Origin of the sequence: Tatumella ptyseos ATCC 33301 (assembly GCF_000735525.1) — a bacterium.
GTDB lineage: Bacteria > Pseudomonadota > Gammaproteobacteria > Enterobacterales > Enterobacteriaceae > Tatumella > Tatumella ptyseos.
In genome coordinates, this window is the sequence record NZ_JMPR01000011.1 from 1 (window position 1) to 22,128 (window position 22,128).

A 22,128-nucleotide genomic window follows, 5' to 3' on the forward strand; every position below is an offset into this window, starting at 1 on the left:
TGTCTGTTATGGAATTTTTATCACATTTTTTATTAAGCATGTCTGCGGGCACCGGGGAAAACCGGGCACCGGCGGCATGAAAAGGCAGAGGCCGCCCTGAGGGGCGGCCTTTTTGCATTCCGGCCGGGAAAAAGGGGCGGAGAGGCTCCGTGAGATCACCGCAGCCTTTAATGTGACCACTGAATGATATGCTGAGTGTTTCCATTGAATTACAACCCGACTCAGGTTCAGCCGTCAGGCTCGTGATTTACTACTATGTCCTGATGCAGTAATCATCGTCTCTGCTGCCAGCAGATCGCAACAGCCACGATCAAATCCCTTTTTGTGATGGTTGATCATGCTGGCTAAGACACCACTGATGAATAAACTCCGCAATCGATGCCGGCTGATTAATATCAAGCCAGCTTACCGCGAGTCCGTCTGCCGGGGTGTCACTGGCCAGGGCGAGGGTATATTCATCGATTAATGTGTGAGGGGTGCCCGTACATCCGTGTCGCCAGAGTACAATTTTGGGTATAGGCTCCTGCCTGAACCCTTCTACCAGAATAATATCCAGTGTTTCCTGCGACATCTTCTGAGCTAACGCCATTAATTCAGGCGAATTTTCCGGAGTTTCACTGATAAGAGCCCAACGTTCGCGACTTGCGACCAGCACCTGGCTGGCTCCGGCTTTGCGTAGCTCATAACTGTCCTTACCGGGATAATCAATATCCATCTGATGATGTGTATGCTTTATCAGCCCGGGACGCATACCCTGTTGCTTTAATAACGGGATCAGTTTTTTCAGTAATGTAGTTTTACCTGTTCCGCTCACGGCAGAAATACCCAGTATTGGTAAACTCATTGCATTGCCTCACAGGCTTTCAGTTCCTGCTCAGTGTTGATATTCAAAAAAGCCTGCTCCGGATAATCAACAGACACACTCTTTCCATGCTGACGCAGGAATTGTAAGACCCGTCGTTCCCCGGAATCGAGATAAACCTGCAATGATGGAAGCAATTGTCGGTTCAGCAGGCAAAAGACCGGATGGTCCCGTTGTGATGAACGGATCCAGCAGGCAGGGGCATGGTCTTTCCCCAGCCATAAGTCCCTGACAAAAAAGGGAGGAATGAAGGGAGAATCGCAGGAAGAAAATGCAACCCATTCATTTTCTGATTGGGAAAGCCCGCTTAATATCCCGGCCAGTGGCCCCTGAAAGCCGTTTAAGGTATCAGCGATACACGTATATCCGGATTGTGCATAGATTTCCTGATGTCTGTTAGCGCTGATCAGCAGCGCAGACACCTGTGGTGCAAAGCGATTGACCACATGCATAAACAGCGGTTGCTGTTTAAATATTCGTAGTCCTTTATCTTTCCCTCCCATGCGCCTTGCGGCTCCGCCGGCAAGGATGACGCCGGTAATATTCTTCATATAACCTCGCTTTTCATGTGGAGATAACCCTGATAATTTAAGGGTTAATTATAACCCCGCAGGGAGTTTTAGGATGAAAGATAAACGTCTTACCGAAGTTCTTGAGTTACTGTTACCGGCCTGGAGGGAGGTACCGGATCTCAACCTGTTGCAGTTTTTACAACAGCTTGCCGGAGAATCAGGATACCGGGGAGATCTTTCGTCACTGCCTGATGATGTACTTATCTACCATCTGAAACTGAGGCAGACCGCTAAGACTGAAGCCATTCCGGGATTGAAAAAAGATTATGAGGAGGATTTCAAAACGGCGCTACTGAAAGCCCGCGGTGTTATTAAAGACTAAGCTCGTCAGATAATGGTATTCTTGGGCCAGGTCAGAAGATAGCGATATGAATACTTATGAGCGATGCGGCTTTCAATTTTAAAACACTCGATCCGGAGAGCATTCTGGATGTTCTGTGGGATACCGGGATTCGTGTAGACTCGGGTCTCACTGCCCTGAATAGTTATGAAAACAGGGTATGGCAATTCAGTGATGAAGATAAAAAGCGCTATGTCGCAAAATTTTATCGCCCGCACCGTTGGAATGAACAACAATTACTTGAAGAGCATCAGTTTACTCTGGAACTGGCTGCCGGGGATGTTCCTGTCGTCGCACCTCTTTCTTTCGAAGGTAAGACTCTGCACCATGCTCATGGCTTCTGGTTTGCTGTCTTTCCTGGCATGGGCGGAAGGGAATATGAAACGGATAATTATGACCAGCTGGAAGCTGTTGGCCGCAGTCTGGGCAGGCTCCACCAGATAAGCCGGCAGGGAACATTCAGTCATCGACCGGTTATCGGATTACAGGAGTACTTTGCGGAACCCTGTCAGACTGTGGCGGCATCCCCCCTGATCTCCCCGGCGATAAAACAGGAATTACTTTCTGTTCTTGAAAGGCTGGGTATTACGCTCAGGCAGGCCTGGTATGATATCAGCGCACCCTTAAGGCTGCATGGTGACTGTCACCCGGGAAATATACTGTGGCGTGACGGGCCGTGCTTTGTGGACTTTGATGATGCCCGTAGTGGTCCCGCGGTGCAGGATTTATGGATGCTGGTGAATGGTGATCGCCAGGAACAAGCGATCCAGTGGGATATCCTGTTAGAAGCTTACTCAGAATTCAGCGACTTTGATGTTAATGAATTGAAACTGATTGAACCTTTACGTGTCATGCGCATGGTTTATTATTTAGCATGGATCCTGAAACGCTGGCAGGATCCTGCATTTCCGAGGGCTTTTCCCTGGATGGCAGAAGACGATTTCTGGCGCAGGCAGGTGGCTATTTTCTCTGAACAGGAAAAGTTACTCCATCAGCCTGTATCGCCGTTACATTCGCAATTTTGATTACGTTACCTGGAGTAGTTTATACAATGAAAAAGATCTGGTTCGCGTTAGTTGGTATGATGCTGGTCTTCAGTGCTGCCGCATCTGCATCCTCATTTACTGAGGGAAAACAATATATCACTCTGGATAAAAGCGTTAATGGTGCGCCTAAAGTGGTTGAGTTCTTTTCGTTCTTTTGCCCTCACTGCTACGATTTCGAGCGGACTTATCACATCAACCAGGCAGTCATTGATAGCCTGCCTAAAGGTGTACAGTTTACCCGCTACCATGTTGATTTCCTGGGGGGCGATTTTGCTCCGGTCGTCACTCATGCCTGGGCAGTCGCGATGGCATTAGGCGTAGAAGATAAAGTTGTCGACCCTATCTTTGATGGTTTACAGAAAACACAGACTATTGTTGACCCGGCTTCCCTGAAAGCGGTCTTTATCAAAGCCGCAGGTATTTCTTCTGAAGAGTATGATGCCGCCTGGAACAGCTTTGCTGTTAAGGCGTTAGTCAGCCAGCAGGAAAAAGCAGCCAGTGACTTCAATATCAGTGGTGTCCCTTCTGTATTTGTTGATGGTAAGTACCAGGTGAACAATGCCGGTCTGGATACCAGTTCAATGAATAACTTTGTTGCCGACTATGTGAACGTCGTCAAATATCTGGTATCGAAATAACTCTCAGCGATAAGAGCATAGCGCCGCGAAAGCGGCGTTTTTTTTTATTATAATCAGTGTTAAAAACACTTGTGATAATGAATATCCACAAGATACATATAGCAGCATAACGATAATGATCAATTATAAAAATGCCTATTGATATGATTTAAATTGTTTTTTTTATAACTCCCGGAGAGTGTGATTATAATCCCGGATCTGAGTTAAATTTTACGCACAAAGTTATCCACAGGAAGATCAGTGCGATCTATCCGGCAGATAAATAAATTTCGAGGCACGTGTGCGCTTCCGTTCAACATTCTGCCAGTGATGTGGCATCCTTAGTTATTACCAACAGCGAAGAAGAAATAGCAACCTATGGCTCAAATTGCAGAAAACCCCCTGATTCTGGTAGATGGATCTTCTTACCTCTACCGTGCATATCATGCATTCCCCCCGTTGACGAACAGTGCCGGTGAACCAACGGGTGCAATGTACGGTGTTCTGAACATGCTGAAAAGCCTGTTACTTCAATATAAACCCAGCCATGCGGCCGTGGTTTTTGATGCCAAAGGCAAAACATTTCGTGACGAGCTGTTCGAAGATTATAAATCTCATCGTCCCCCGATGCCTGATGATCTCCGGGCACAGATAGAGCCATTACACCAAATGGTTAAAGCGATGGGATGGCCTGTGCTGGTGATCTCCGGGGTTGAAGCAGATGATGTTATCGGGACACTGGCCCGGGAAGCTGATAAACAGGGGCGTCCGGTCCTCATCAGTACCGGTGATAAAGATATGGCACAGCTGGTTACGCCTAATATCACCCTGATTAATACCATGAACAATACTATCCTCGGCCCTGAAGAAGTGGCCGGGAAATACGGTATTCCCCCTGAACTCATTATCGATTACCTCGCATTGATGGGAGACTCTTCAGATAATATTCCGGGCGTTCCCGGAGTGGGTGAAAAAACAGCACAGGCATTGCTTCAGGGGTTAGGAAGCATGGTGACCATCTATGATAACCTGGATAAGGTGGCCAGCCTCTCATTCCGTGGTGCAAAAACAATGGCTGCCAAACTGGAACAGAATAAGGATGTTGCGTTCCTGTCATATCAGCTGGCGACCATTAAAACCGATGTTGCAGAACTGCCTGGCTGCGAGGCGCTCGGCGTTAATCCTCCGGATAATGAGGTTCTGCTCTCTCTGTTCAGTCGTTATGAATTTAAGCGCTGGATCAGTGAAGTCGATGATGGCCGTTGGCTGGATGACAAAAAACCGGCAAAAAAAGTGGCGGAACAGGCACCTGAAGTCACATCTGCGCCTGCTGAGTCGACTCTTTCGACGGAAAACTATGTCACTATCCTGGATGAGCAGACCTTTGAGACCTGGCTCGAAAAACTGAATAACTGTGAGTTGTTTGCCTTCGATCTGGAAACAGATTCTCTGGATACATTGTCGGCCAATATTGTCGGGCTTTCTTTTGCTGTCGCCCCCGGTGAAGCAGCTTACCTGCCGGTGGCTCATGATTATCTCGATGCGCCAGCCCAGCTTGATCGTAAATATGTTTTAGCGAGGCTGAAAGGGCTGCTGGAAGATGAAAGCCGCAGTAAAGTTGGTCAGAACCTGAAATACGATCGTGGTGTACTGAAGAACTATGATATCGAGCTACGGGGTCTTCATTTCGATACCATGCTTGAGTCCTACATTCTGAACAGTGTTGCCGGTAAACATGATATGGATAGCCTGGCCCGGCGCTGGCTGAACCATAAAACCGTAACGTTTGAAGAAATTGCCGGAAAAGGTAAAAAACAACTGACCTTCAACCAGATTGCGTTGGAACAAGCCAGTGTTTATGCGGCAGAGGATGCTGATGTTACTCTGCAATTACACCTGAAGTTCTGGCCCTTACTGGAAAAAGAGCCGGGTCCACTGAAAGTATTAAACGGCATTGAGATCCCGCTGGTTCCGGTATTATCCCGGGTAGAGCGTAATGGTGTGCTTATTGATCCGGCCATGCTGGCAGAGCATTCACGACAACTGACCGCACGTCTGGCAGAGCTGGAACAGAAAGCCCATGAACTGGCCGGTGAAGCCTTTAACCTGTCATCCCCCAAGCAGTTACAGACAATCCTTTTTGAAAAACAGGGGATTAAACCGACGAAAAAAACCCCGGGTGGTGCACCGTCAACCAGTGAAGAAGTCTTAGCGGAACTGGCACTGGATTATCCGTTACCAAAAGTTATTCTGGAGCACCGCGGACTCTCTAAACTGAAGACAACCTATACCGATAAGTTACCGCAGATGATTAATCCGCTGACGGGGCGCGTACATACCTCTTATCATCAGGCTGTCACTGCTACCGGGCGTCTGTCGTCGACGGATCCGAACCTGCAAAATATTCCTGTACGTAATGAGGAAGGACGGCGTATTCGTCATGCCTTTATCGCGTCTCAGGGACAGAAAATTCTGGCGGCTGACTATTCTCAGATTGAACTGAGGATCATGGCTCATCTGTCACAGGATAGCGGTTTACTGAATGCATTTGCACAGGGTGAAGATATTCATAAAGCGACGGCTGCTGAGGTCTTCGGAACTACAGTGGAAAAAGTCAGTGCGGAACAACGCCGGAGCGCGAAAGCGATCAACTTTGGTCTGATTTACGGGATGAGTTCTTTCGGCCTTTCACGACAGTTAAATATTGCTCCGGGTGAGGCGAAAAAGTATATGGATCTGTATTTTGAGCGCTACCCGGGTGTATTACGCTATATGGAATCTACCCGGCAGAGTGCTGCTGAAAAAGGGTATGTGGAAACGCTGGAAGGGCGGAGACTGTATCTGCCGGATATCAATTCAGGGAATGCCATTCGGCGCAAAGCGGCTGAACGTGCGGCGATCAATGCGCCAATGCAGGGGACTGCAGCTGACATCATCAAGCGTGCCATGATTGGCGTCGATGACTGGCTGAAGTCACAGGACCCGGCAAAAATCAAAATGATTATGCAGGTTCACGATGAACTGGTTTTTGAAATTGATGCGTCATTAATTGAGATCGCCACCGGGAAAATCCGGGAGATCATGGAAAGCAGTCTGAAGCTTGATGTACCTCTGCAGGTGGATATCGGTATCGGTGATAACTGGGAACAGGCTCACTAACAGACTAAGAGGCTCATGCCCGTCGTGGTGGCATGAGCCATTATCTGATCCGGTAATTACCGGACATAAGGTATCTTTCGCTAACGTCCGAATGCGTATTCCAGGGGATCTCTGTTGGGGCTTCCATATGGGGTATAAATAGCCGGAAATCACAATGATTGTATCTTGCTTACTGCGGTGGCAGGTGTTCCGCCGATCGGAAAATTCAGGGCTATCGGTATACGGTGGGGTGTGGTTTACTCGTCTTTCAGCTTTATGATGTTACCGTCATTTTTCATCAGATATCTTCCATTGTAGACGGTAAATATAATTTCTTTGTTCCTGGTGTTCTCGACAGAAAAAACGGAATTTTTATCTATGCAGTTTTCAAGGGTATTCATGTCATTAAAGCAGCGGCGATCATACTTCCCTTCTTCTTTATATCCTTCGCCAAAATCCCAAAAACTCACATAAAAATTACCAGAGGATGAAGGATAGGGGATTTTATATTTTATTTTCAATGAGTCTTTATTTTCCAGCCACCAATTTATCTTTCCTTTATCGGTAAATGGGAAGTTTTTTACCAAGATCTCGCTGAAATTATCCTCCTGATGGACAGCGATAATTTTTACCGGTCGTGAGGCCAACCACCAAAAGTAGCCAGTCAACGCGCAGCTGGTTATACCTAGAACAGAAATAATTATTTTTAGTTTATCTTTCATCGCGTCCCCCGTTGATCTCTACAGTGGCTTCCATATTGGTCGTTTTTTAGCGGATCCGGTAAATGTAGTGCTTTCTTCTGCGAGGCAGGAAGGAGCTACTCTGATTTATTTTTTACTATTTTCCCTTTCTTGTATATCCGGTAGGTTCCGCTATCCAGAGAGATAAAAGTTATTTTTTTATTAAAATTCCTCACAATCATCAGAGATTTTTTATCAATACAATTTATGGGTGGCTTCATATCAGTAAAGCAGCGCCTGTCATATTTTCCTTCCTCTTTGTAACCATCGCCAAAATCCCAAAAAACTATCGAGGAAAACCCATCACTGTCAGGCTTTGGGATATTATATTTTTCTTTCAGTTCAAGGTTTTTTTTAATCCACCAGTCTATTTTTCCCCGATCTGTAAACGGGAAGTTTTTTACCAGGACAGAGCTGAATTCTCCATCTTCATGGACGGCAACCACTTCTGTAGTACGTAACGGAAACAAGAAAAAATAACCCATCAGGACGCAACTCATTGTGAATAATGTACAAAGGAGATTTTTATTTTTAGCTTTCATTACGCCCCCCGGAAATCTCGACAGTGGCTTCCATGTTGGTCATAAATGGCCTGAAGCCGAATTGAGTGTAATGCTGGAGCACAAACCAGATACGAAAGAAATGGAACTGGCTGAACTTTGTTTTCAGTATATCGTCACTATCCAGACCAAAGTGATCCTGAACTTTGTAATGTACTACTGCCACGAAATGGCCATTATTAATATGCAGTGATCTCAGGGTGATATGGGTTGCCCAGGTATCATGAACGGTAACCCCCATGCCGTTAAAGTTGTCTCCGAACCTGTCAAATTTTGGTAATCGCCCCTCAACAATACTTTTTCTCAATTTGTCCTGGTTTACTGCCGGAAGATACATTTTTTCCCAACTGATACCTGTTCGTAAGGCTTTTAATAACAGGATACGTGTACTGTTTTTCTCCGAAGAGTCCCTGATAATTTGCTCCGTTAGCGCCCTGTCCAGGGCCATATCCCTGAAGGGGGTACCGTTGCCAGTCTGCATATGGGTGATCATCTTTTCAATCAGATGACGATAGGGGCCGCAGAAGGAGAACTGGCGGGATAAAAAGCGGAATTCATCGAACAGGATGGCGGCGCACTGCTGGAGGGTGATCTTTTTACCCGGGCCACGCAGATTGCAGCAGAATATGGATTGAGGACGATCCATGGAAGAGCGCCGGGTCAGCGTCCAGGGATCTACCTGATCAGAAATATAATCCAGGCCATAGCATGTTCTTAATTGGGCTTCGGTTAACTCTCCACAGCGCATATCGCCGGCACTATAGTCATCCCTGCGTTTCTGCGTCCTGAAAAGGGTGCAGGGAAGTTGCAGTACATTTATCATGATCTGTTCCTTAGATCGTACTGGCTAAAAAGCAGCCTCTGTATGCAGAGTACTTCGGGCAGCAGGGAAGTACCAGCGCCCGGGGGGAAAATCAGATTCCTGTCTGATCCGCTATGAATGTTGTCAGTTAGAAATGAAGTAAACCAGGGGTGATGCGTGCTGGCAGATCCTGTGGCTCTTAAGTCGTCAGGGGGGGCGCAGAAGCGTATACAGCATCAGGCTTTCCCCGGAGTGCCTTTGTTCACATGTCAGCGCCAGCAGTCTGTCTGTGAATTGACGGAGAATACATTCTGTTATTTTGTTACTTCAGGATGTCTTCGACAGATTTTCGGCAGAACGAGTCACTATATCGCTGACACTGCAACAGGAAGAGCGGTTTAATCGTCTTTCATTTTTATAATGTTACCGTCTTTGTTAATAAAATACCTTTCATTATTAGTGGTAAAATACAGGCCCATATTCCTGCCGTAGTTGACAGTAAATAATTTATTCTTTTCTATACAATTGGCTGGTGGGTTCATATCATCGAAACAGAGTCTGTCATATTTACCTTCTTCTTTATACCCATCACCAAAATCCCAAAAGATAACAGTAAAAAAACCATCAGTGTCAGGCCGGGGGACTCCATACCTGTTTTTAATCATCTTATTTTTTTCCAGCCACCAATTTATTCTCCCTTTATCGGTAAAAGGGAAATGTTTCACTAAAATATAACTATGATTACCATTTTCGTGTACAGCGACGATTTCTACCGTACGCAATGACAGCCAGATTACGCTGGCTGATAGCAGGCAGGCGAAGAATGACAGCATGAACAGACTTACCTGATAGTTAACTTTCACTACGGCCTCCGTTAATCTCTACAGTGGTTTCCATATTGGTCATAAATGGTCTGAACCCAAACCGAGTATCATGCTGGAGCACAAACCATATACGGAAGAAATGGAACTGACTGAATTGTGTTTTCAGTATATCGTCGCTGTCGAGGCCAAAATGATCCTGTACCCTGTAATGCACTACGGCCTGGTAACGGTCATTATGAATCTGCAGTGATCTCAGGGTGATGTCTGTTGCCCAGGTGTCATGAACAGTAATACCCATACCATTAAAATTATCCTGAAACCTATCGAATTTAGGTAATCGTCCTTCAAGGATGGCTTTTGGTAGTTCACTTTTTTGATGGGGCGGGTAATACTTTCTATCCCAGTCGATATATTTTTTTAATCCTTCTTCCAATAACAAGCGTGTACTATTTTCTCTGGAGTTATCCCTGATGATTTGTTCTTTCAATGCCCTGTCCAGGAGCATATCCCTGAAGGGGGTACCGTTGCCAGTCTGCATATGGGTGATCATCTTTTCAATCAGATGACGGTAGGGGCCGTAGAAAGAGAACTGTCTGGATAGAAAGCGGAATTCATCAAACAGGATGGCGGCACACTGCTGGCAGGTGATCTTTTTACCCGGGCCACGCAGATTACAGCAGAACATGGACTGAGGACGATCCATGGAAGAACGCCGGGTCAGCGTCCAGGGATCCACCTGATCAGAAATATACTCCAGGCCGTAGCATGTTCTTAATTGGGTTTCGGTTAAATCTCCACAGCGCATATCGCTGGCACTGTAGTCATCCATTCGCTTCTGCGTCCTGAAGAGGGTACAGGGGAGTTGCAGTGCATTTATCATGATCTGTTCCTTAGATCGTGCTGGCTAAAAAGCAGCCTCTGTACGCAGAGTACTCCGGGCAGCAGGGAAGTGCCAGCGCCCGGGGGAAAATCAGATTCCTGCCTGACCCGCAGGGATTATCGTTCGTTGAAGATGGCTGATGCTGTGCGGGCATATACCGTGGCTCTTAAGTCGTCAGGGGGAGACACAGATAAGTCTTTATAAGCGTATACAGCATACGCGCCTTCCCCCTGAATGCGTGTCGTTCACATGTCAGCGCCAGCAGTCTGTCTGTGAATTGACGGAGAATACATTCTGTTATTTTGTTACTTCAGGATGTCTTCGACAGATTTTCGGCAGAACGAGTCACTGTATCGCTGACACAGCAACAGGGAGAGCGGTTTAATCGTCTTTCATTTTTATGATGTTACCGTCTTTGTTAATAAAGTACCTTTTATTATTCGTGGTAAAATACAGGCCCATATTCCTGCCGTAGTTGACAGTAAAAACTTTATTCTTTTCTATACAATTGGCTGGTGGGTTCATATCATCGAAACAGAGTCTGTCATATTTACCTTCTTCTTTATACCCATCACCAAAATCCCAAAAGATAACAGTAAAAAAACCATCAGTGTCAGGCCGGGGGACTCCATACCTGTTTTTAAGCATCTGCTTGTTTTCCTGCCAACAATTTATTCTCCCTCTCTCTGTAAAAGGGAAGTTATTGACTAAAACTGAGCTATAGTTATCTTTCTTATGCACCGCAATAATTTCCACTGGACGACAGGTCAGCCATAAAAGGTAGCTCATCAGGACAGTCCCTGCTGCAACAATAATCAGCAGCGTTTTCTTCATATTAGCTTCCACTACGTCCCCCGTTAATCTCTATAGTGGCTTCCATATTGGTCATGAAGGGTTTAAAGCCAAACAGATTACTCCGCTGGAGTACAAACCAGATACGGAATAAATAGAATTGGTTATATTGTTTTTTTAGTATATCGTCGCTGTCGAGGCCAAAATGATCCTGTACTTTATAATGTATCACTGCACGGAAGCGGGCATCATCAATATGCAGAGATTTTATAGTGATATGTGTTGCCCAGGTATCATGGGCGGTAATACCCATGCCGTTAAAATTATCACGAAAATTGATAAATTTAGGTAGTTTTCCATACAGGATCGAATCAACTAAATTTTGCTTTCCCTCTGCCGGATAATATTTTTTATCCCACTCGATGTATTTTTTAAATCCTTCTTCCAATAACAAGCGTGTACTATTTTCTCTGGAATTATCCCTGGTAATCTGTTCTTTCAATGCCCTGTCCAGGGCCATATCCCTGAAGGGGGTACCGTTGCCAGTCTGCATATGGGTGATCATCTTTTCAATCAGATGACGATAGGGGCCGTAGAAAGAGAACTGGCGGGATAAAAAGCGGAATTCATCAAACAGGATGGCGGCACACTGCTGGCGGGTGATCTTTTTACCCTGGCCACGCAGATTACAGCAGAACATGGACTGAGGACGATCCATGGAAGAGCGCCGGGTCAGCGTCCACGGGTCTGCCTGATCAGAAATATAATCCAGGCCATAGCATGTTCTTAATTGAGCTTCGGTTAACTCTCCACAGCGCATATCGCCGGCACTGTAGTCATCTATTCGCTTCTGCGTCCTGAAAAGGGTACAGGGAAGTTGCAGTGCATTTATCATGATCTGTTCCTTAGATCGTACTGGCTAAAAAGCAGCCTCTGTGTGCAGAGTACTCCGGGCAGCAGGGAAGTACCAGCGCCCGGGGAAAAATCAGATTCCTGTCCCACAGAGAGGTATGAATTTCCGGAGTGCATTAACGGGCATCAAAACTATGATATCCGGTAAGCGGGTTTTACTATTTTTCGACAAGAATATCAGCACATTTTGTTCTGCTTATGCGCAGAAGAGCAGTTCTATTCGCGCCGGAATTTCATTAACTTTCCATTATCGTTCAATTTATATCGCCCTTCATAAGTGATAAATATCTCTCTATCATAGTTAAACCTTTTTATAGTAAATACAGGTTCTTTATCGATGCAGTTGATTTTTGTCTGCATATCCTCGAAACAGAGTCTGTCATATTTATCTTCTTTGTATCCCTCACCAAAATTCCAAAAAGTCACATCATAACCACCATAAGTGGCAGGTTTTGGAATATTATAGCGACTTTTTATTATATCTTTATTCTTCAACCACCAGTCTGTTTTCCCTTTATCTGTAATAGGAAAGTTTTTTACAAGGATTGAGCTATAGTTACCATCATTATGAATTGCAACAATTTCTACCGGGCGTAAGTTGAGCCAAAAAACATAGCCTGTCAAAGTACCTACAATAATGACAAGAACTAACAGAATGTTTCTGGTATTAGCTCTCATGACGAACCCCGGTGATTTCTACAGTGGCTTCCATATTGGTCATGAAAGGTCTGAAGCCAAACTGTATGTAATGCTGGAGAACAAACCAGATACGGAAGAAATGGAACTGACTGAATTGTGTTTTCAGTATATCGTCGCTGTCGAGGCCAAAATGATCCTGTACCTTGTAATGCACTACGGCCCGGTAACGGTCATTATGAATCTGCAGTGATCTCAGGGTGATGTCTGTTGCCCAGGTGTCATGAACCGTAATACCCATGCCATTAAAATTATCCTGAAATCTGTCAAATTTAGGTAATTTACTACCAGATATTGTTTTACGAAATTCGTCTTTTTTTCTATCGGAAAGGTGTTTTTTTCCCAATTAATATAGTTTTTAATTACTTCTTTTATTCGGAAAAATGTACTCTTATCAGTTATGTCATTGAGAATCTGTTCTTTCAATGCTCTGTCCAGGAGCACATCCCTGAAGGGGGTACCGTTGCCAGTCTGCATATGGGTGATCATCTTTTCAATCAGATGACGATAGGGGCCGCAGAAGGAGAACTGGCGGGATAAAAAGCGGAATTCATCGAACAGGATGGCGGCGCACTGCTGGCGGGTGATTTTTTTACCCGGGTCACGCAGATTACAGCAGAACATGGACTGAGGACGATCCATGGAAGAGCGCCGGGTCAGCGTCCACGGGTCTGCCTGATCAGAAATATACTCAAGGCCGTAGTATGTTCTTAATTGGGTTTCGGTTAACTCTCCACAGCGCATATCGCCGGCACTGTAGTCATCTATTCGCTTCTGCGTCCTGAAAAGGGTACAGGGAAGTTGCAGTGCATTTATCATGATCTGTTCCTTAGATCGTACTGGCTAAAAAGCAGCCTCTGTATGCAGAGTACTCCGGGCAGCAGGGAAGTACCAGCGCCCGGGGAAAAATCAGCTCCCTGCCTGACCCGCTATGAATGTTGTCAGTTAAAAATGAAGTAAACCAGGGGTGATGCGTGCTGGCAGATCCTGTGGCTCTTAAGTCGTCAGGGAGGGCGCAGAAGCGTATACAGCATACAGGCTTTCCCCGGAGTGCCTTTGTTCTCATGTCAGCGCCAGCATGGGAGCGGCGAACGCTGCCGCGATAGCTGTTACCATTGAGGGATTACCGGCCACCAGCCGGGCTACATTATCGCGCCAGCTTTCCGGGGTGCTTTTAACGGTGTAGCCCTGCGCTGTCGCTGAGTGGCCGCAAAAAATAACGGGCCGGGATGGTGAGCCGATGATCTCACCATCTGCTACGTTCGCCTTACTGAAAAGGGGTTGAGGCAGGCGGTAAGGCGCTGCCGCTTTTCTCTCCGTCGAGATAGCCTCCTGAGCATTTTGATACTTATGCATGGCTGGTGCAAGCCGGGCAGGGGATGATTTTATTGCTGTCTCTATGCGAGGGTGGCAAACCTAATCGGATTCGTCTTTTACTATCTTCCCGTTTTTCCTCATGCGATATATTTCATCATGAGTAGTAAAAGAAAGTCCCATGTTTTTACTGTCACTAACTGAGAAAACTCTGTTTTTTTCTATACAATTTTTAGGTGGTTTCATATCTTCAAAACACAGCCTGTCATATTTCCCTTCTTCTTTGTATCCGTCACCAAAATACCAAAAAATGATAGTGAACAAACCATCTGAGTCAGGCTTTGGAATGCCATATTTTTCTTTCAACATATTTTTATTTTCCAGCCACCAGCTTATTTTTCCCTTATCTGTCGGTGGGAAGCTTCTAACTAAAACATCGCTATAGTTATTTTCCTGATGAACCGCGACAATCTCTACAGGACGTAAACACAGCCAAATCCGGTAACCCAGTAAAACACAAACAGCCAGGAAAAAAAGAATCAATATTTTTTTATTTTTTACTGTCATTGTGCCCCCCAGTGATTTCTACGGTTGCTTCCATATTGGTGATAAATGGCTTGAAACCAAACTGGTTATATCGCTGTAGCACAAACCAGATGCGGAAAAAGCGGAACTGGTTGAACTTGAATTTTGAAATATGATCAACATCAAGGCCAAAGTGATCCTGGACTTTGTAATGTACAATCGCCCGGTAGCGGTCATTATCCACCTGTAACGATTTTATGGTGATGTGCGTTGCCCAGGTATCATGCACGGTGATCCCCATACCGTTGAAATTATCCTGAAAGCGGTCAAATTTAGGGAGTTTTCCACGAGATATAGCAATCCTTAATTCATCTTTTTTGCTTACCTGTAAGCATTTATTTTCCCAGTCAACCGCTGTGCTAAAAGCTTCTTTCAATAACAGGCGTGTACTGTTATCTGGATTGTTATCTCGGATAATGTGATCCTTCAAAGCACTGTCCAGGTGCATACTGGTGAACGGTTTGCCATTACCATACTGCATATGGGTGATCATCTTTTCGATCAGGTGTTTGTATGGGCCATAAATCGAGAACATGCGCGATAAATCGCGGAACTCATCAAACAGGATATTGGTGCATTGCTGCCGGGTGATCTTTTCCCCTTCTCCACGGGAGCCATAAAACATAGACTGTGGCTGATTAAACGGGGTGATTTTCGTCAGGGTATAAGGATTGGCCCTGGTTGAAACATCCACCAGCCCGTAATGGGATTTTAACTGTGCTTCGGTCAGATCGCCGCAGCGCATATCACTGGCGCTGTAGTCGTCCATCCATTTTTGAGTTTTGAATAGGGTACAGGGGAGCTGTAGTGCGACCATCGTGATACATTCCTTGTGTTATCGTCCGTGGAGGTCTTCACAGGGAATAATACGCGCTGGTGGGTTGAAGTGTAAACGTTGTACAGCCCCTGCCCGGTAACGCAGGTAAAGCCCCTTACCGTCTGAGCGCCCCTCAAACCGTTCTCCGGCCTTTATCCATGCCCTTATCTGGATATCTGTCAACTTTGCCATAGTGCCGTCTGTCTGTTGAATAGGGGGTGTACCCAAACTGGGTCGTGTAAATACGTTTGGGTACACCTTTGGGTACACCATTTACCCGCGATATTATGCGTTCATATGCGACAGCATGAAAATTAAAAAGCCCGCATTTAGCGGGCTGTATTGGCTTTATGCTACTGAATGCGACAGTATGCAACGTTACTCTATATTCTGAATCTGCTCGCGCATTTGCTCAATCAGTACCTTTAGCTCAATGGCTGAGGCAGTGATATCGGCATTGATCGATTTCGATGCCAGTGTATTCGACTCCCTGTTAAACTCCTGCATCATAAAGTCCAGACGACGACCCACAGCTTCTTTTTTCTTCAGAATGTTGTAAGTTTCTTTCACGTGGGCTTCAAGACGGTCCAGCTCTTCTGCCACATCAATACGTTGTGCCATCATCACCAGTTCCTGCTCCAGCCGGTTATTTTCCAGCTGAACATCGGCCTCTTCCAGTTTAGTGGTCAGCCGTTCGCGCTGCCATTTCAGTACTTCAGGCATGCGGGCGCGGACATTAATGACCTGCTGAGAAACGCCTTCCAGACGCTGTTCAATCATCGTCTGTAATGCTTTACCTTCGGCCTCACGGGCAGTAATGAAATCATCCAGGGCCACTTCCAGCGCTGCCATCAGCTGCTTATTGATAGCATCCAGATCCTGCTCTGCAGCTGCCATCACTCCCGGCCAGCGTAAAATATCCAGCGGATTGATACTGCCTTCATCCGTCTGCAGCTTAACCCAGTTAGCTGACTGAATAAGCTGTCGGGCCAGGCCTTCATTTAGCATCAGCTCAGACTGTGCACTCTGGCTGGCATCAAAGCGCAGGGCACATTCGATTTTTCCGCGAGTCAGACGATGACGTATACGTTCACGGATCATTGGTTCCAGGCTGCGAAATTGCTCCGGGAGACGCATATAAGTTTCCAGATAGCGCTGGTTTACCGAGCGTAGTTCCCAGGTGGCACTGCCCCAGTCACCTTTGATTTCACTGCGTGCGTAGGCGGTCATACTGCGGATCATATCGGGTACTCATATTGATGAAGTGATAGTCGATTATAACGATCGCGGAACAGGGTGCCCAGAGGTAACCCGTAACAATCAGCATATCGGTTTTTCATAAAAGGCTTTACTATGTTGGCGGAGTTTACTTACAGGAAGAAAATAATGAAAAAACAGATGATTTACAGTCTGGCGATGGCTGCATTACTGGCAGGGTGTCAGCAAGCTCACAATGTGCCTCATCCGGCACCATTACCCCCGACAGTAGCACCGGCCGTGGTCAAAAATACATGTGCTCATGGTACCGTGCAGGTCCAGACGACCTTATGGTTTGGTCTCAGCCGTCCTCACGGGAGTAATATTACGGAAAAAGCCTGGCAGGCATTTATCGATCATGATGTCACGCCACGCTTTAAAGACGGTCTCTCTGTCTATAATGCGAAAGGGCAATGGCTGGGGGACGATGGACGTCTGGCAAGAGAGAACAGTAAAGCTCTGATGCTGATCCATTCTGCTGATAAAGAGAATGATCAGAAAATTGAACAATTGCGTCAAATCTACAAACAGAGATTTGAACAGGAATCCGTCATGCGTGTTGATAATAACGTCTGCGTTGATTTCTGATTTCCGGGGCGGAGAGGTTCTCTCCGCCCGTGGTTTCTGCAACCCGTTTTATAAAAACAGCCCGGCAAATGCCGCTGAAAGCAGACTGACCAGCGTTGACCCGTAGACCAGTTTCCAGCCGAAGCGTGATACAACGTTCCCTTGCTTCTCATCCAGACCTTTAATTGTACCTGCAACGATACCGATCGACGCGAAGTTAGAAAATGACACCAGGAAGACAGATAAAATACCCAGCCCGCGGGGAGTGAAATCAGCAGCAATCTTTTTCAGGTCGATCATCGCAACAAACTCACTTGAGACCAGCTTGGTTGCCATAATGCTTCCTGCATGCAATGCATCACTGGCCGGAATACCAATCAGCCACGCGAACGGATAAAACACATAACCCAGCAGTTGCTGAAAGCTATAGCCAAACAGGCTACTGCAGATAGCATTCACCGCAGAAATCAAAGCAATAAAACCGATGAGCATCGCGGTGATGATCATGGCGACTTTGAAGCCAGCCAGAATATACTCACCCAGCATTTCGAAGAAAGTCTGTTCTTCGTGCAATTTTTCCAGAGCGACAGGTTGCTGATCCTCATCATTACTCAGGGGGTTAATAATGGATAGCACGATAAAGGCACTGAACATGTTCAGTATTAAAGCAGCGACCACATATCTGGCATCGATCATTGTCATATAAGCGCCTACAATCGACAGCGATACGGTCGACATCGCTGTTGCTGCCATGGTGTACATACGGCGTGGTGACAGGTCTCCCAGGATACCTTTGTAAGCAATAAAATTCTCAGACTGCCCAAAAATCAGGGTACTGACAGCATTGAAGGACTCCAGCTTACCCATACCGTTGACTTTGGATAATGCGGTGCCGATAACCCGGATAAACAGTGGCAGGATCCGCCAGTGTTGAAGGATACCAATCAGTGCTGAGATAAAGACGATAGGGCAGAGTACCCCGAGGAATACAAAGGCCAATCCCTGATTCGCCATATCGCCAAAGACAAAATCGGTTCCCTGTGCCGCAAACCTGAGAATAGTTTCAAAAAAATCAGAAATACCAGAAACTAATATCGTTCCGCCGGATGAGTGAAGCAGAAAATAGGATAGTGCGCCTTCAATAACCATTAGCTGCAGTATTATCCGCGGCCGGATTTTTTTACGATCGTGACTGAATAGAAGTGCCAGAGAAAAAATGACAACAATGGCCAACAAAAAATGGAGTATATAAAGCATATCAATGCTATCCGCCTGACTGGAAAAGAAGCAGGTATTTAGCCACAACTCGCAACACATTTCACGTAATGTTTGAAATCATATTTTCTGGCCCGGCTTTCTGTTACAGAGAACCGGCTGTACACTTTTTGCCCGCAGATTTCGGTGGTAACCTGGAGAAGGTATTCATTTTTCTGGTATCTGATCAGTCGCATATCTTCCGGAAGGAAAAGTATCGTTCTTCGCTTTTATGAGATTTTTTTAATTTCTGTTCTATATCCGGGAAGAATTTTATTTCAAAGATAATTTTATTACTCTATTTCTCCTTGCGAAATTAATCATTAAATAGGACTTTGTGGGAAATCATGGAATAATCCGTTTCTTTTGTTTTTTTATTCTGTTTTTTATAGTTGATTTTTAATCTTTGAGTGTTTATGGTGCATTTACTTTTAATAAGTTGCTTTTTATTTACATATACTGAAATTTTATTTATCAATAATAATCTCCGGTGTATTAATTATTACCCTTCTGAACCTGACAGAGAAATATTCAGGGAGTTGATAATATGCTACTGAAGTACAGGGAAGTTGCGTTTTTTATTCTGATGATGAGTTTGACAGCATGCCGCGTTCAGTCGCCACCAACATATCCGGGATACTCATACGGTGAATTTATTTATCTTTCCTACTCCGCTAACGAAAGGATTGATCAGCTATGGGTAAAAAAGGGCGATAAGGTCCGTAAAGGCCAGACATTATTAACGATGGAAGCTTTTACAACGCGTAATACACTGGAAATCAGCGAAAAGGAATATCTGGCAGAGAAGGCGCGGCTGACGGATCTCATTTCCGGTGAAAGGCCAGCTGAGCTGGCCGTGATCCGGGCCCAGCTTGAAAGTGCGCTCTCAGAAGAAGAGTTAGCGAAAAAACAGTATACGCGGCTACAAAAGCTCTATCGTACCGGGGTTATTTCGGCGGATGAATGGCAAAAGTCTGCTGCCGGTTACCGGCAAAAAAGTGCCCGGGTAGAGGAGCTGAAATCCAGACTGGATGTCGGAAAACTACCCGCCCGGGATGCCCTGATTGAAAGTCAGCAATTACAGGTTGAGTCTGCCAGGTTACAAAGGGATAAAGCCCGTTGGGAACTGCAACAAAGTACGCTTATTGCGCCGCAGGATGCTCTGGTGTTCGATACCCTCTATCGGCCCGGTGAGCGGGTGATTGCCGGAAGACCGCTCATTAGTCTGCTTTCTCCTGAGAACGTTCGGGTACGCTTTTTTATTCCGGAAAAAGAGCTGGGTGCGTTACATACGGGAATGAAAGTTCAGTTGGTGTGTGATGGCTGTAAGCAATCCTATGCCGGCCGGATTAACTACATCAGCCCGGAAGCAGAATACTCTCCTCCGGTGATTTACAGCACTGAGCGCAGAGAAAAACTGGTGTATATGGCGGAGGCCGTGCCGGAAAAAAGTGCAGCAGCATTGATTAATATCGGGCAGCCTTACCGTGTGGAGATCATCCCGGATGAGTGAATATTGTATTGGTGTCACTGGTCTGAATAAATACTTTGGTGACCATCATGCCGTCAGGGATTTTTCACTGCATATTCATAAAGGGGAGATCCATGGGTTTCTTGGTCCGAATGGCAGTGGTAAGACAACCTCTATACGCATGATGTGCGGGCTTATTACTCCGGACTCCGGCTCGGGTTATTGCCTGGGCAAAGATATTTTCAGGCAGCGTGACGAAATAAAAAAATGTATCGGCTATATGAGCCAGCAATTCTCCATGTGGGGGAACCTGACGATCCGGGAAAATCTGCTTTTTATGGCTCGCCTTCATAATATCAGCCATAAAGCGCAATCTGTGGATAGAGTGCTTTCTGAACTTGGCCTGAGCTCGCGGCAGCATCAGCCTGCAAAGACGCTCTCCGGCGGCTGGAAACAACGTATGGCTCTGGCTGCATGCCTGGTACATCAGCCACAGGTGTTATTCCTGGATGAACCCACTGCCGGCGTTGACCCGCACTCCCGCAGAGATTTCTGGCAGATACTGCACCAGCTTTCTGCACAGGGTATCTCCATTCTTGTCAGTACCCACTACATGGATGAAGCCGAACGGTGTCACCGGTTGGCATACCTGGCCTACGGCGATTTATTAGCCAGTGGTACTGCGCAGTCAATTATCCGTCAGCAAAATCTGACTACCCTGCAGATAGCGGGTCAGGGGCTCTCTTTACTCGAAACCCGGTTACGTTCCTGTCCCGGTATTGAGCACACTATTATTCGCGGAAATTACCTGAACGTGACTTCGCGGGATAAAGAGCACCTGGTCACGATCCTGTCTGCTCTTGTTTCTGAACAACACACGATTTCTCCGGTGGTGACCTCACTGGAAGATGCGTTTTCATGCCTGATGAAATCTGATGCAAATAATAAACAGTAAGTTTTCTTTTATCCGCTGGCTGGCTGTCGTCATCAAAGAGTTACATGAATTAAGACGCGACAGAATCAGTATCCTGATGGTGTTTATGACCCCGCTTGCCCAGCTGATTATCCTGGGGTATGCCGTTAATATGGATCCCCACCGTTTGCCGTCGGCATTACTGAATTATGATACCGGGCCGTTGAGCCAGGTGTTTGTCAGTTCCGCCCAAAATACAGACTATTTTAATTTTCATCTTTTCCCGTCCCCTGAAGAGGCCCGGCAAGCCTTTGTCCGTGGTGATATTATGTTTATCCTGACAATACCTGAGGGCTTTACCCGTCAGGTTCTGCGCGGAGAAAAGCCCCGGATTTTAGTGCAGGGCGATGCCGTTGATCCGCTGGCCATCAATAATGCTCTCAGTGCCCTGACCGGTGCGACGAAAACTATGTTCAGAAATGATCTGCCGGAAGTCTTACGTGCAGAAGAGGGGGCTGGAGAGTTTGAGCTGGTCATACACCGTATGTTTAATCCTGAAGGGATCACGCAATATAATACGGTTCCCGGGATTATCGGTTCTGTCCTCAGTACCACACTGATCTTAATGACTGCACTGGCTGTGACGCGGGAAAGGGAAAATGGCGGGATGGAGAGCCTGCTCATATCTCCGGTGACAGGAATGGAAGTGATCCTGGGGAAAATCACGCCCTATGTCATTATCGGCGGTTTTCAGTCGGTAATGATCCTCTTATCTGCACTTTTTCTGTTTAAGATACCGATGCTCGGCAGTGTTTTTTTGCTGTTTGTCGTACTCATTATTTTTATCTTTCTCTGCCTGGCCATCGGGGTCACCATCTCCGGTATTGCCAAAAATCAGTTACAGGCGTTACAGCTGTCTTCATTTTATTTTATTCCCTCGGTTATGCTCTCAGGATTTATCAGCCCCTTTATCAGTATGCCGGTGTGGGCGCAGTGGATTGGGGCCTGCCTGCCATTAACCTGGTTTATTCGCCTGATAAAAGGGGTGATGCTGAAGGGATATACCGCCAGTGAACTTATGCCAGAGCTACTGGCTCTGGCTTCATTAGCGATGATCACGCTCTTTATCGCCGCCATCAGTTACCGTAAAACGCTGGACTGATCGTTCC

General features: G+C 46.1%; 24 protein-coding genes and 1 pseudogene. 8 read left to right on the forward strand and 17 right to left on the reverse strand.

Annotation, left to right across the window (positions count from 1 at the left end):
• Window positions 1–310: 310 nt before the first annotated feature.
• A complete protein-coding gene (mobB, locus tag GTPT_RS02865) occupies window positions 311–844 on the reverse strand; it encodes a molybdopterin-guanine dinucleotide biosynthesis protein MobB (protein ID WP_029991656.1) in 534 nt (177 codons plus the stop codon).
• Entirely contained in the window at window positions 841–1,413 is a 573-nt protein-coding gene (gene mobA, locus GTPT_RS02870) for a molybdenum cofactor guanylyltransferase MobA (protein ID WP_029991657.1), read from the reverse strand. The genes mobB and mobA overlap by 4 nt, the downstream gene beginning before the upstream one ends.
• A gap of 73 nt (window positions 1,414–1,486) precedes the next feature.
• Between mobA and GTPT_RS02875 the strand changes: the two genes are divergently transcribed.
• The 4 genes from GTPT_RS02875 to polA all read left to right on the forward strand — a co-directional run bounded on the left by GTPT_RS02875 (window position 1,487) and on the right by polA (window position 6,596).
• Window positions 1,487–1,756: a YihD family protein gene (locus GTPT_RS02875; RefSeq protein ID WP_025902446.1), complete on the forward strand. Its 270-nt coding sequence runs from the start codon at window positions 1,487–1,489 to the stop codon at window positions 1,754–1,756.
• Between the two features lie 56 nt (window positions 1,757–1,812).
• Window positions 1,813–2,799, forward strand: a complete 987-nt coding sequence (locus GTPT_RS02880; RefSeq protein WP_025902445.1) for a serine/threonine protein kinase — start codon at window positions 1,813–1,815, stop codon at window positions 2,797–2,799.
• Window positions 2,800–2,825: 26 nt separating this feature from the next.
• Window positions 2,826–3,458: a thiol:disulfide interchange protein DsbA gene (gene dsbA / locus GTPT_RS02885; protein ID WP_029991659.1), complete on the forward strand. Its 633-nt coding sequence runs from the start codon at window positions 2,826–2,828 to the stop codon at window positions 3,456–3,458.
• A 357-nt stretch (window positions 3,459–3,815) separates the two neighbouring features.
• Window positions 3,816–6,596 carry a DNA polymerase I gene (gene polA / locus GTPT_RS02890; RefSeq protein WP_029991660.1) on the forward strand — a complete coding sequence of 927 codons (2,781 nt, stop codon included), beginning with the start codon at window positions 3,816–3,818 and terminating at the stop codon, window positions 6,594–6,596.
• A 236-nt stretch (window positions 6,597–6,832) separates the two neighbouring features.
• Here polA and GTPT_RS02895 read toward each other — a convergent pair whose 3' ends face one another.
• The 14 genes and pseudogenes from GTPT_RS02895 to GTPT_RS02955 form a co-directional block, all read right to left on the reverse strand.
• On the reverse strand, window positions 6,833–7,297 hold the full coding sequence (locus GTPT_RS02895) for a DUF943 family protein (RefSeq protein WP_029991661.1): 465 nt from the start codon (window positions 7,295–7,297) through the stop codon (window positions 6,833–6,835).
• Between the two features lie 95 nt (window positions 7,298–7,392).
• Window positions 7,393–7,857 carry a DUF943 family protein gene (locus GTPT_RS02900; RefSeq protein WP_029991662.1) on the reverse strand — a complete coding sequence of 155 codons (465 nt, stop codon included), beginning with the start codon at window positions 7,855–7,857 and terminating at the stop codon, window positions 7,393–7,395.
• Window positions 7,847–8,695: a YPO3983 family protein gene (locus GTPT_RS02905; protein ID WP_111678773.1), complete on the reverse strand. Its 849-nt coding sequence runs from the start codon at window positions 8,693–8,695 to the stop codon at window positions 7,847–7,849. The genes GTPT_RS02900 and GTPT_RS02905 overlap by 11 nt, the downstream gene beginning before the upstream one ends.
• Before the next feature lie 380 nt (window positions 8,696–9,075).
• A complete protein-coding gene (locus GTPT_RS02910) occupies window positions 9,076–9,540 on the reverse strand; it encodes a DUF943 family protein (RefSeq protein ID WP_038010837.1) in 465 nt (154 codons plus the stop codon).
• Entirely contained in the window at window positions 9,530–10,378 is an 849-nt protein-coding gene (locus GTPT_RS02915; RefSeq protein WP_081671497.1) for a YPO3983 family protein, read from the reverse strand. Before GTPT_RS02915 ends, GTPT_RS02910 begins: the two co-directional genes overlap by 11 nt.
• 384 nt (window positions 10,379–10,762) lie before the next feature.
• Window positions 10,763–11,227: a DUF943 family protein gene (locus GTPT_RS02920; RefSeq protein WP_038010840.1), complete on the reverse strand. Its 465-nt coding sequence runs from the start codon at window positions 11,225–11,227 to the stop codon at window positions 10,763–10,765.
• Entirely contained in the window at window positions 11,217–12,068 is an 852-nt protein-coding gene (locus GTPT_RS02925) for a YPO3983 family protein (RefSeq protein WP_029991666.1), read from the reverse strand. The genes GTPT_RS02920 and GTPT_RS02925 overlap by 11 nt, the downstream gene beginning before the upstream one ends.
• A 233-nt stretch (window positions 12,069–12,301) precedes the next feature.
• Complete coding sequence (locus GTPT_RS02930; RefSeq protein WP_025902437.1) at window positions 12,302–12,763, reverse strand: DUF943 family protein; 462 nt, start codon at window positions 12,761–12,763, stop codon at window positions 12,302–12,304.
• Window positions 12,753–13,600 (reverse strand): annotated as a pseudogene (locus tag GTPT_RS02935) (YPO3983 family protein). The gene GTPT_RS02930 and the pseudogene GTPT_RS02935 overlap by 11 nt, the downstream one beginning before the upstream one ends.
• A 243-nt stretch (window positions 13,601–13,843) precedes the next feature.
• Window positions 13,844–14,137, reverse strand: coding sequence for a DUF927 domain-containing protein (locus tag GTPT_RS17965; RefSeq protein WP_025902435.1), 294 nt, complete (start codon window positions 14,135–14,137; stop codon window positions 13,844–13,846).
• Between the two features lie 60 nt (window positions 14,138–14,197).
• Window positions 14,198–14,662: a DUF943 family protein gene (locus GTPT_RS02945; RefSeq protein WP_029991669.1), complete on the reverse strand. Its 465-nt coding sequence runs from the start codon at window positions 14,660–14,662 to the stop codon at window positions 14,198–14,200.
• Window positions 14,646–15,497: a YPO3983 family protein gene (locus GTPT_RS02950; protein ID WP_029991670.1), complete on the reverse strand. Its 852-nt coding sequence runs from the start codon at window positions 15,495–15,497 to the stop codon at window positions 14,646–14,648. The genes GTPT_RS02945 and GTPT_RS02950 overlap by 17 nt, the downstream gene beginning before the upstream one ends.
• 18 nt (window positions 15,498–15,515) lie before the next feature.
• On the reverse strand, window positions 15,516–15,689 hold the full coding sequence (locus GTPT_RS17410) for a hypothetical protein (protein ID WP_156022707.1): 174 nt from the start codon (window positions 15,687–15,689) through the stop codon (window positions 15,516–15,518).
• Between the two features lie 186 nt (window positions 15,690–15,875).
• Window positions 15,876–16,739 carry a YicC/YloC family endoribonuclease gene (locus tag GTPT_RS02955; RefSeq protein WP_025902432.1) on the reverse strand — a complete coding sequence of 288 codons (864 nt, stop codon included), beginning with the start codon at window positions 16,737–16,739 and terminating at the stop codon, window positions 15,876–15,878.
• 144 nt (window positions 16,740–16,883) lie between these two features.
• On the opposite strand from GTPT_RS02955, the gene GTPT_RS02960 reads away from it, so the two are divergent.
• Window positions 16,884–17,342, forward strand: a complete 459-nt coding sequence (locus GTPT_RS02960) for a DUF3574 domain-containing protein (RefSeq protein WP_025902431.1) — start codon at window positions 16,884–16,886, stop codon at window positions 17,340–17,342.
• 48 nt (window positions 17,343–17,390) lie between these two features.
• Here GTPT_RS02960 and GTPT_RS02965 read toward each other — a convergent pair whose 3' ends face one another.
• Window positions 17,391–18,578 carry a NupC/NupG family nucleoside CNT transporter gene (locus GTPT_RS02965; RefSeq protein ID WP_025902430.1) on the reverse strand — a complete coding sequence of 396 codons (1,188 nt, stop codon included), beginning with the start codon at window positions 18,576–18,578 and terminating at the stop codon, window positions 17,391–17,393.
• Between the two features lie 544 nt (window positions 18,579–19,122).
• Between GTPT_RS02965 and GTPT_RS02970 the strand changes: the two genes are divergently transcribed.
• Genes GTPT_RS02970 through GTPT_RS02980 form a run of 3 tightly spaced genes read left to right on the forward strand, consistent with a single transcriptional unit; the run spans window position 19,123 to window position 22,121 of the window.
• Entirely contained in the window at window positions 19,123–20,088 is a 966-nt protein-coding gene (locus GTPT_RS02970) for an HlyD family secretion protein (protein WP_025902429.1), read from the forward strand.
• Window positions 20,081–21,001 carry an ABC transporter ATP-binding protein gene (locus tag GTPT_RS02975; protein WP_025902428.1) on the forward strand — a complete coding sequence of 307 codons (921 nt, stop codon included), beginning with the start codon at window positions 20,081–20,083 and terminating at the stop codon, window positions 20,999–21,001. The genes GTPT_RS02970 and GTPT_RS02975 overlap by 8 nt, the downstream gene beginning before the upstream one ends.
• Window positions 20,982–22,121 (forward strand): ABC transporter permease, encoded by a 1,140-nt coding sequence (locus GTPT_RS02980; RefSeq protein ID WP_025902427.1) that lies wholly within the window; start codon window positions 20,982–20,984, stop codon window positions 22,119–22,121. The genes GTPT_RS02975 and GTPT_RS02980 overlap by 20 nt, the downstream gene beginning before the upstream one ends.
• Window positions 22,122–22,128 lie beyond the last annotated feature (7 nt).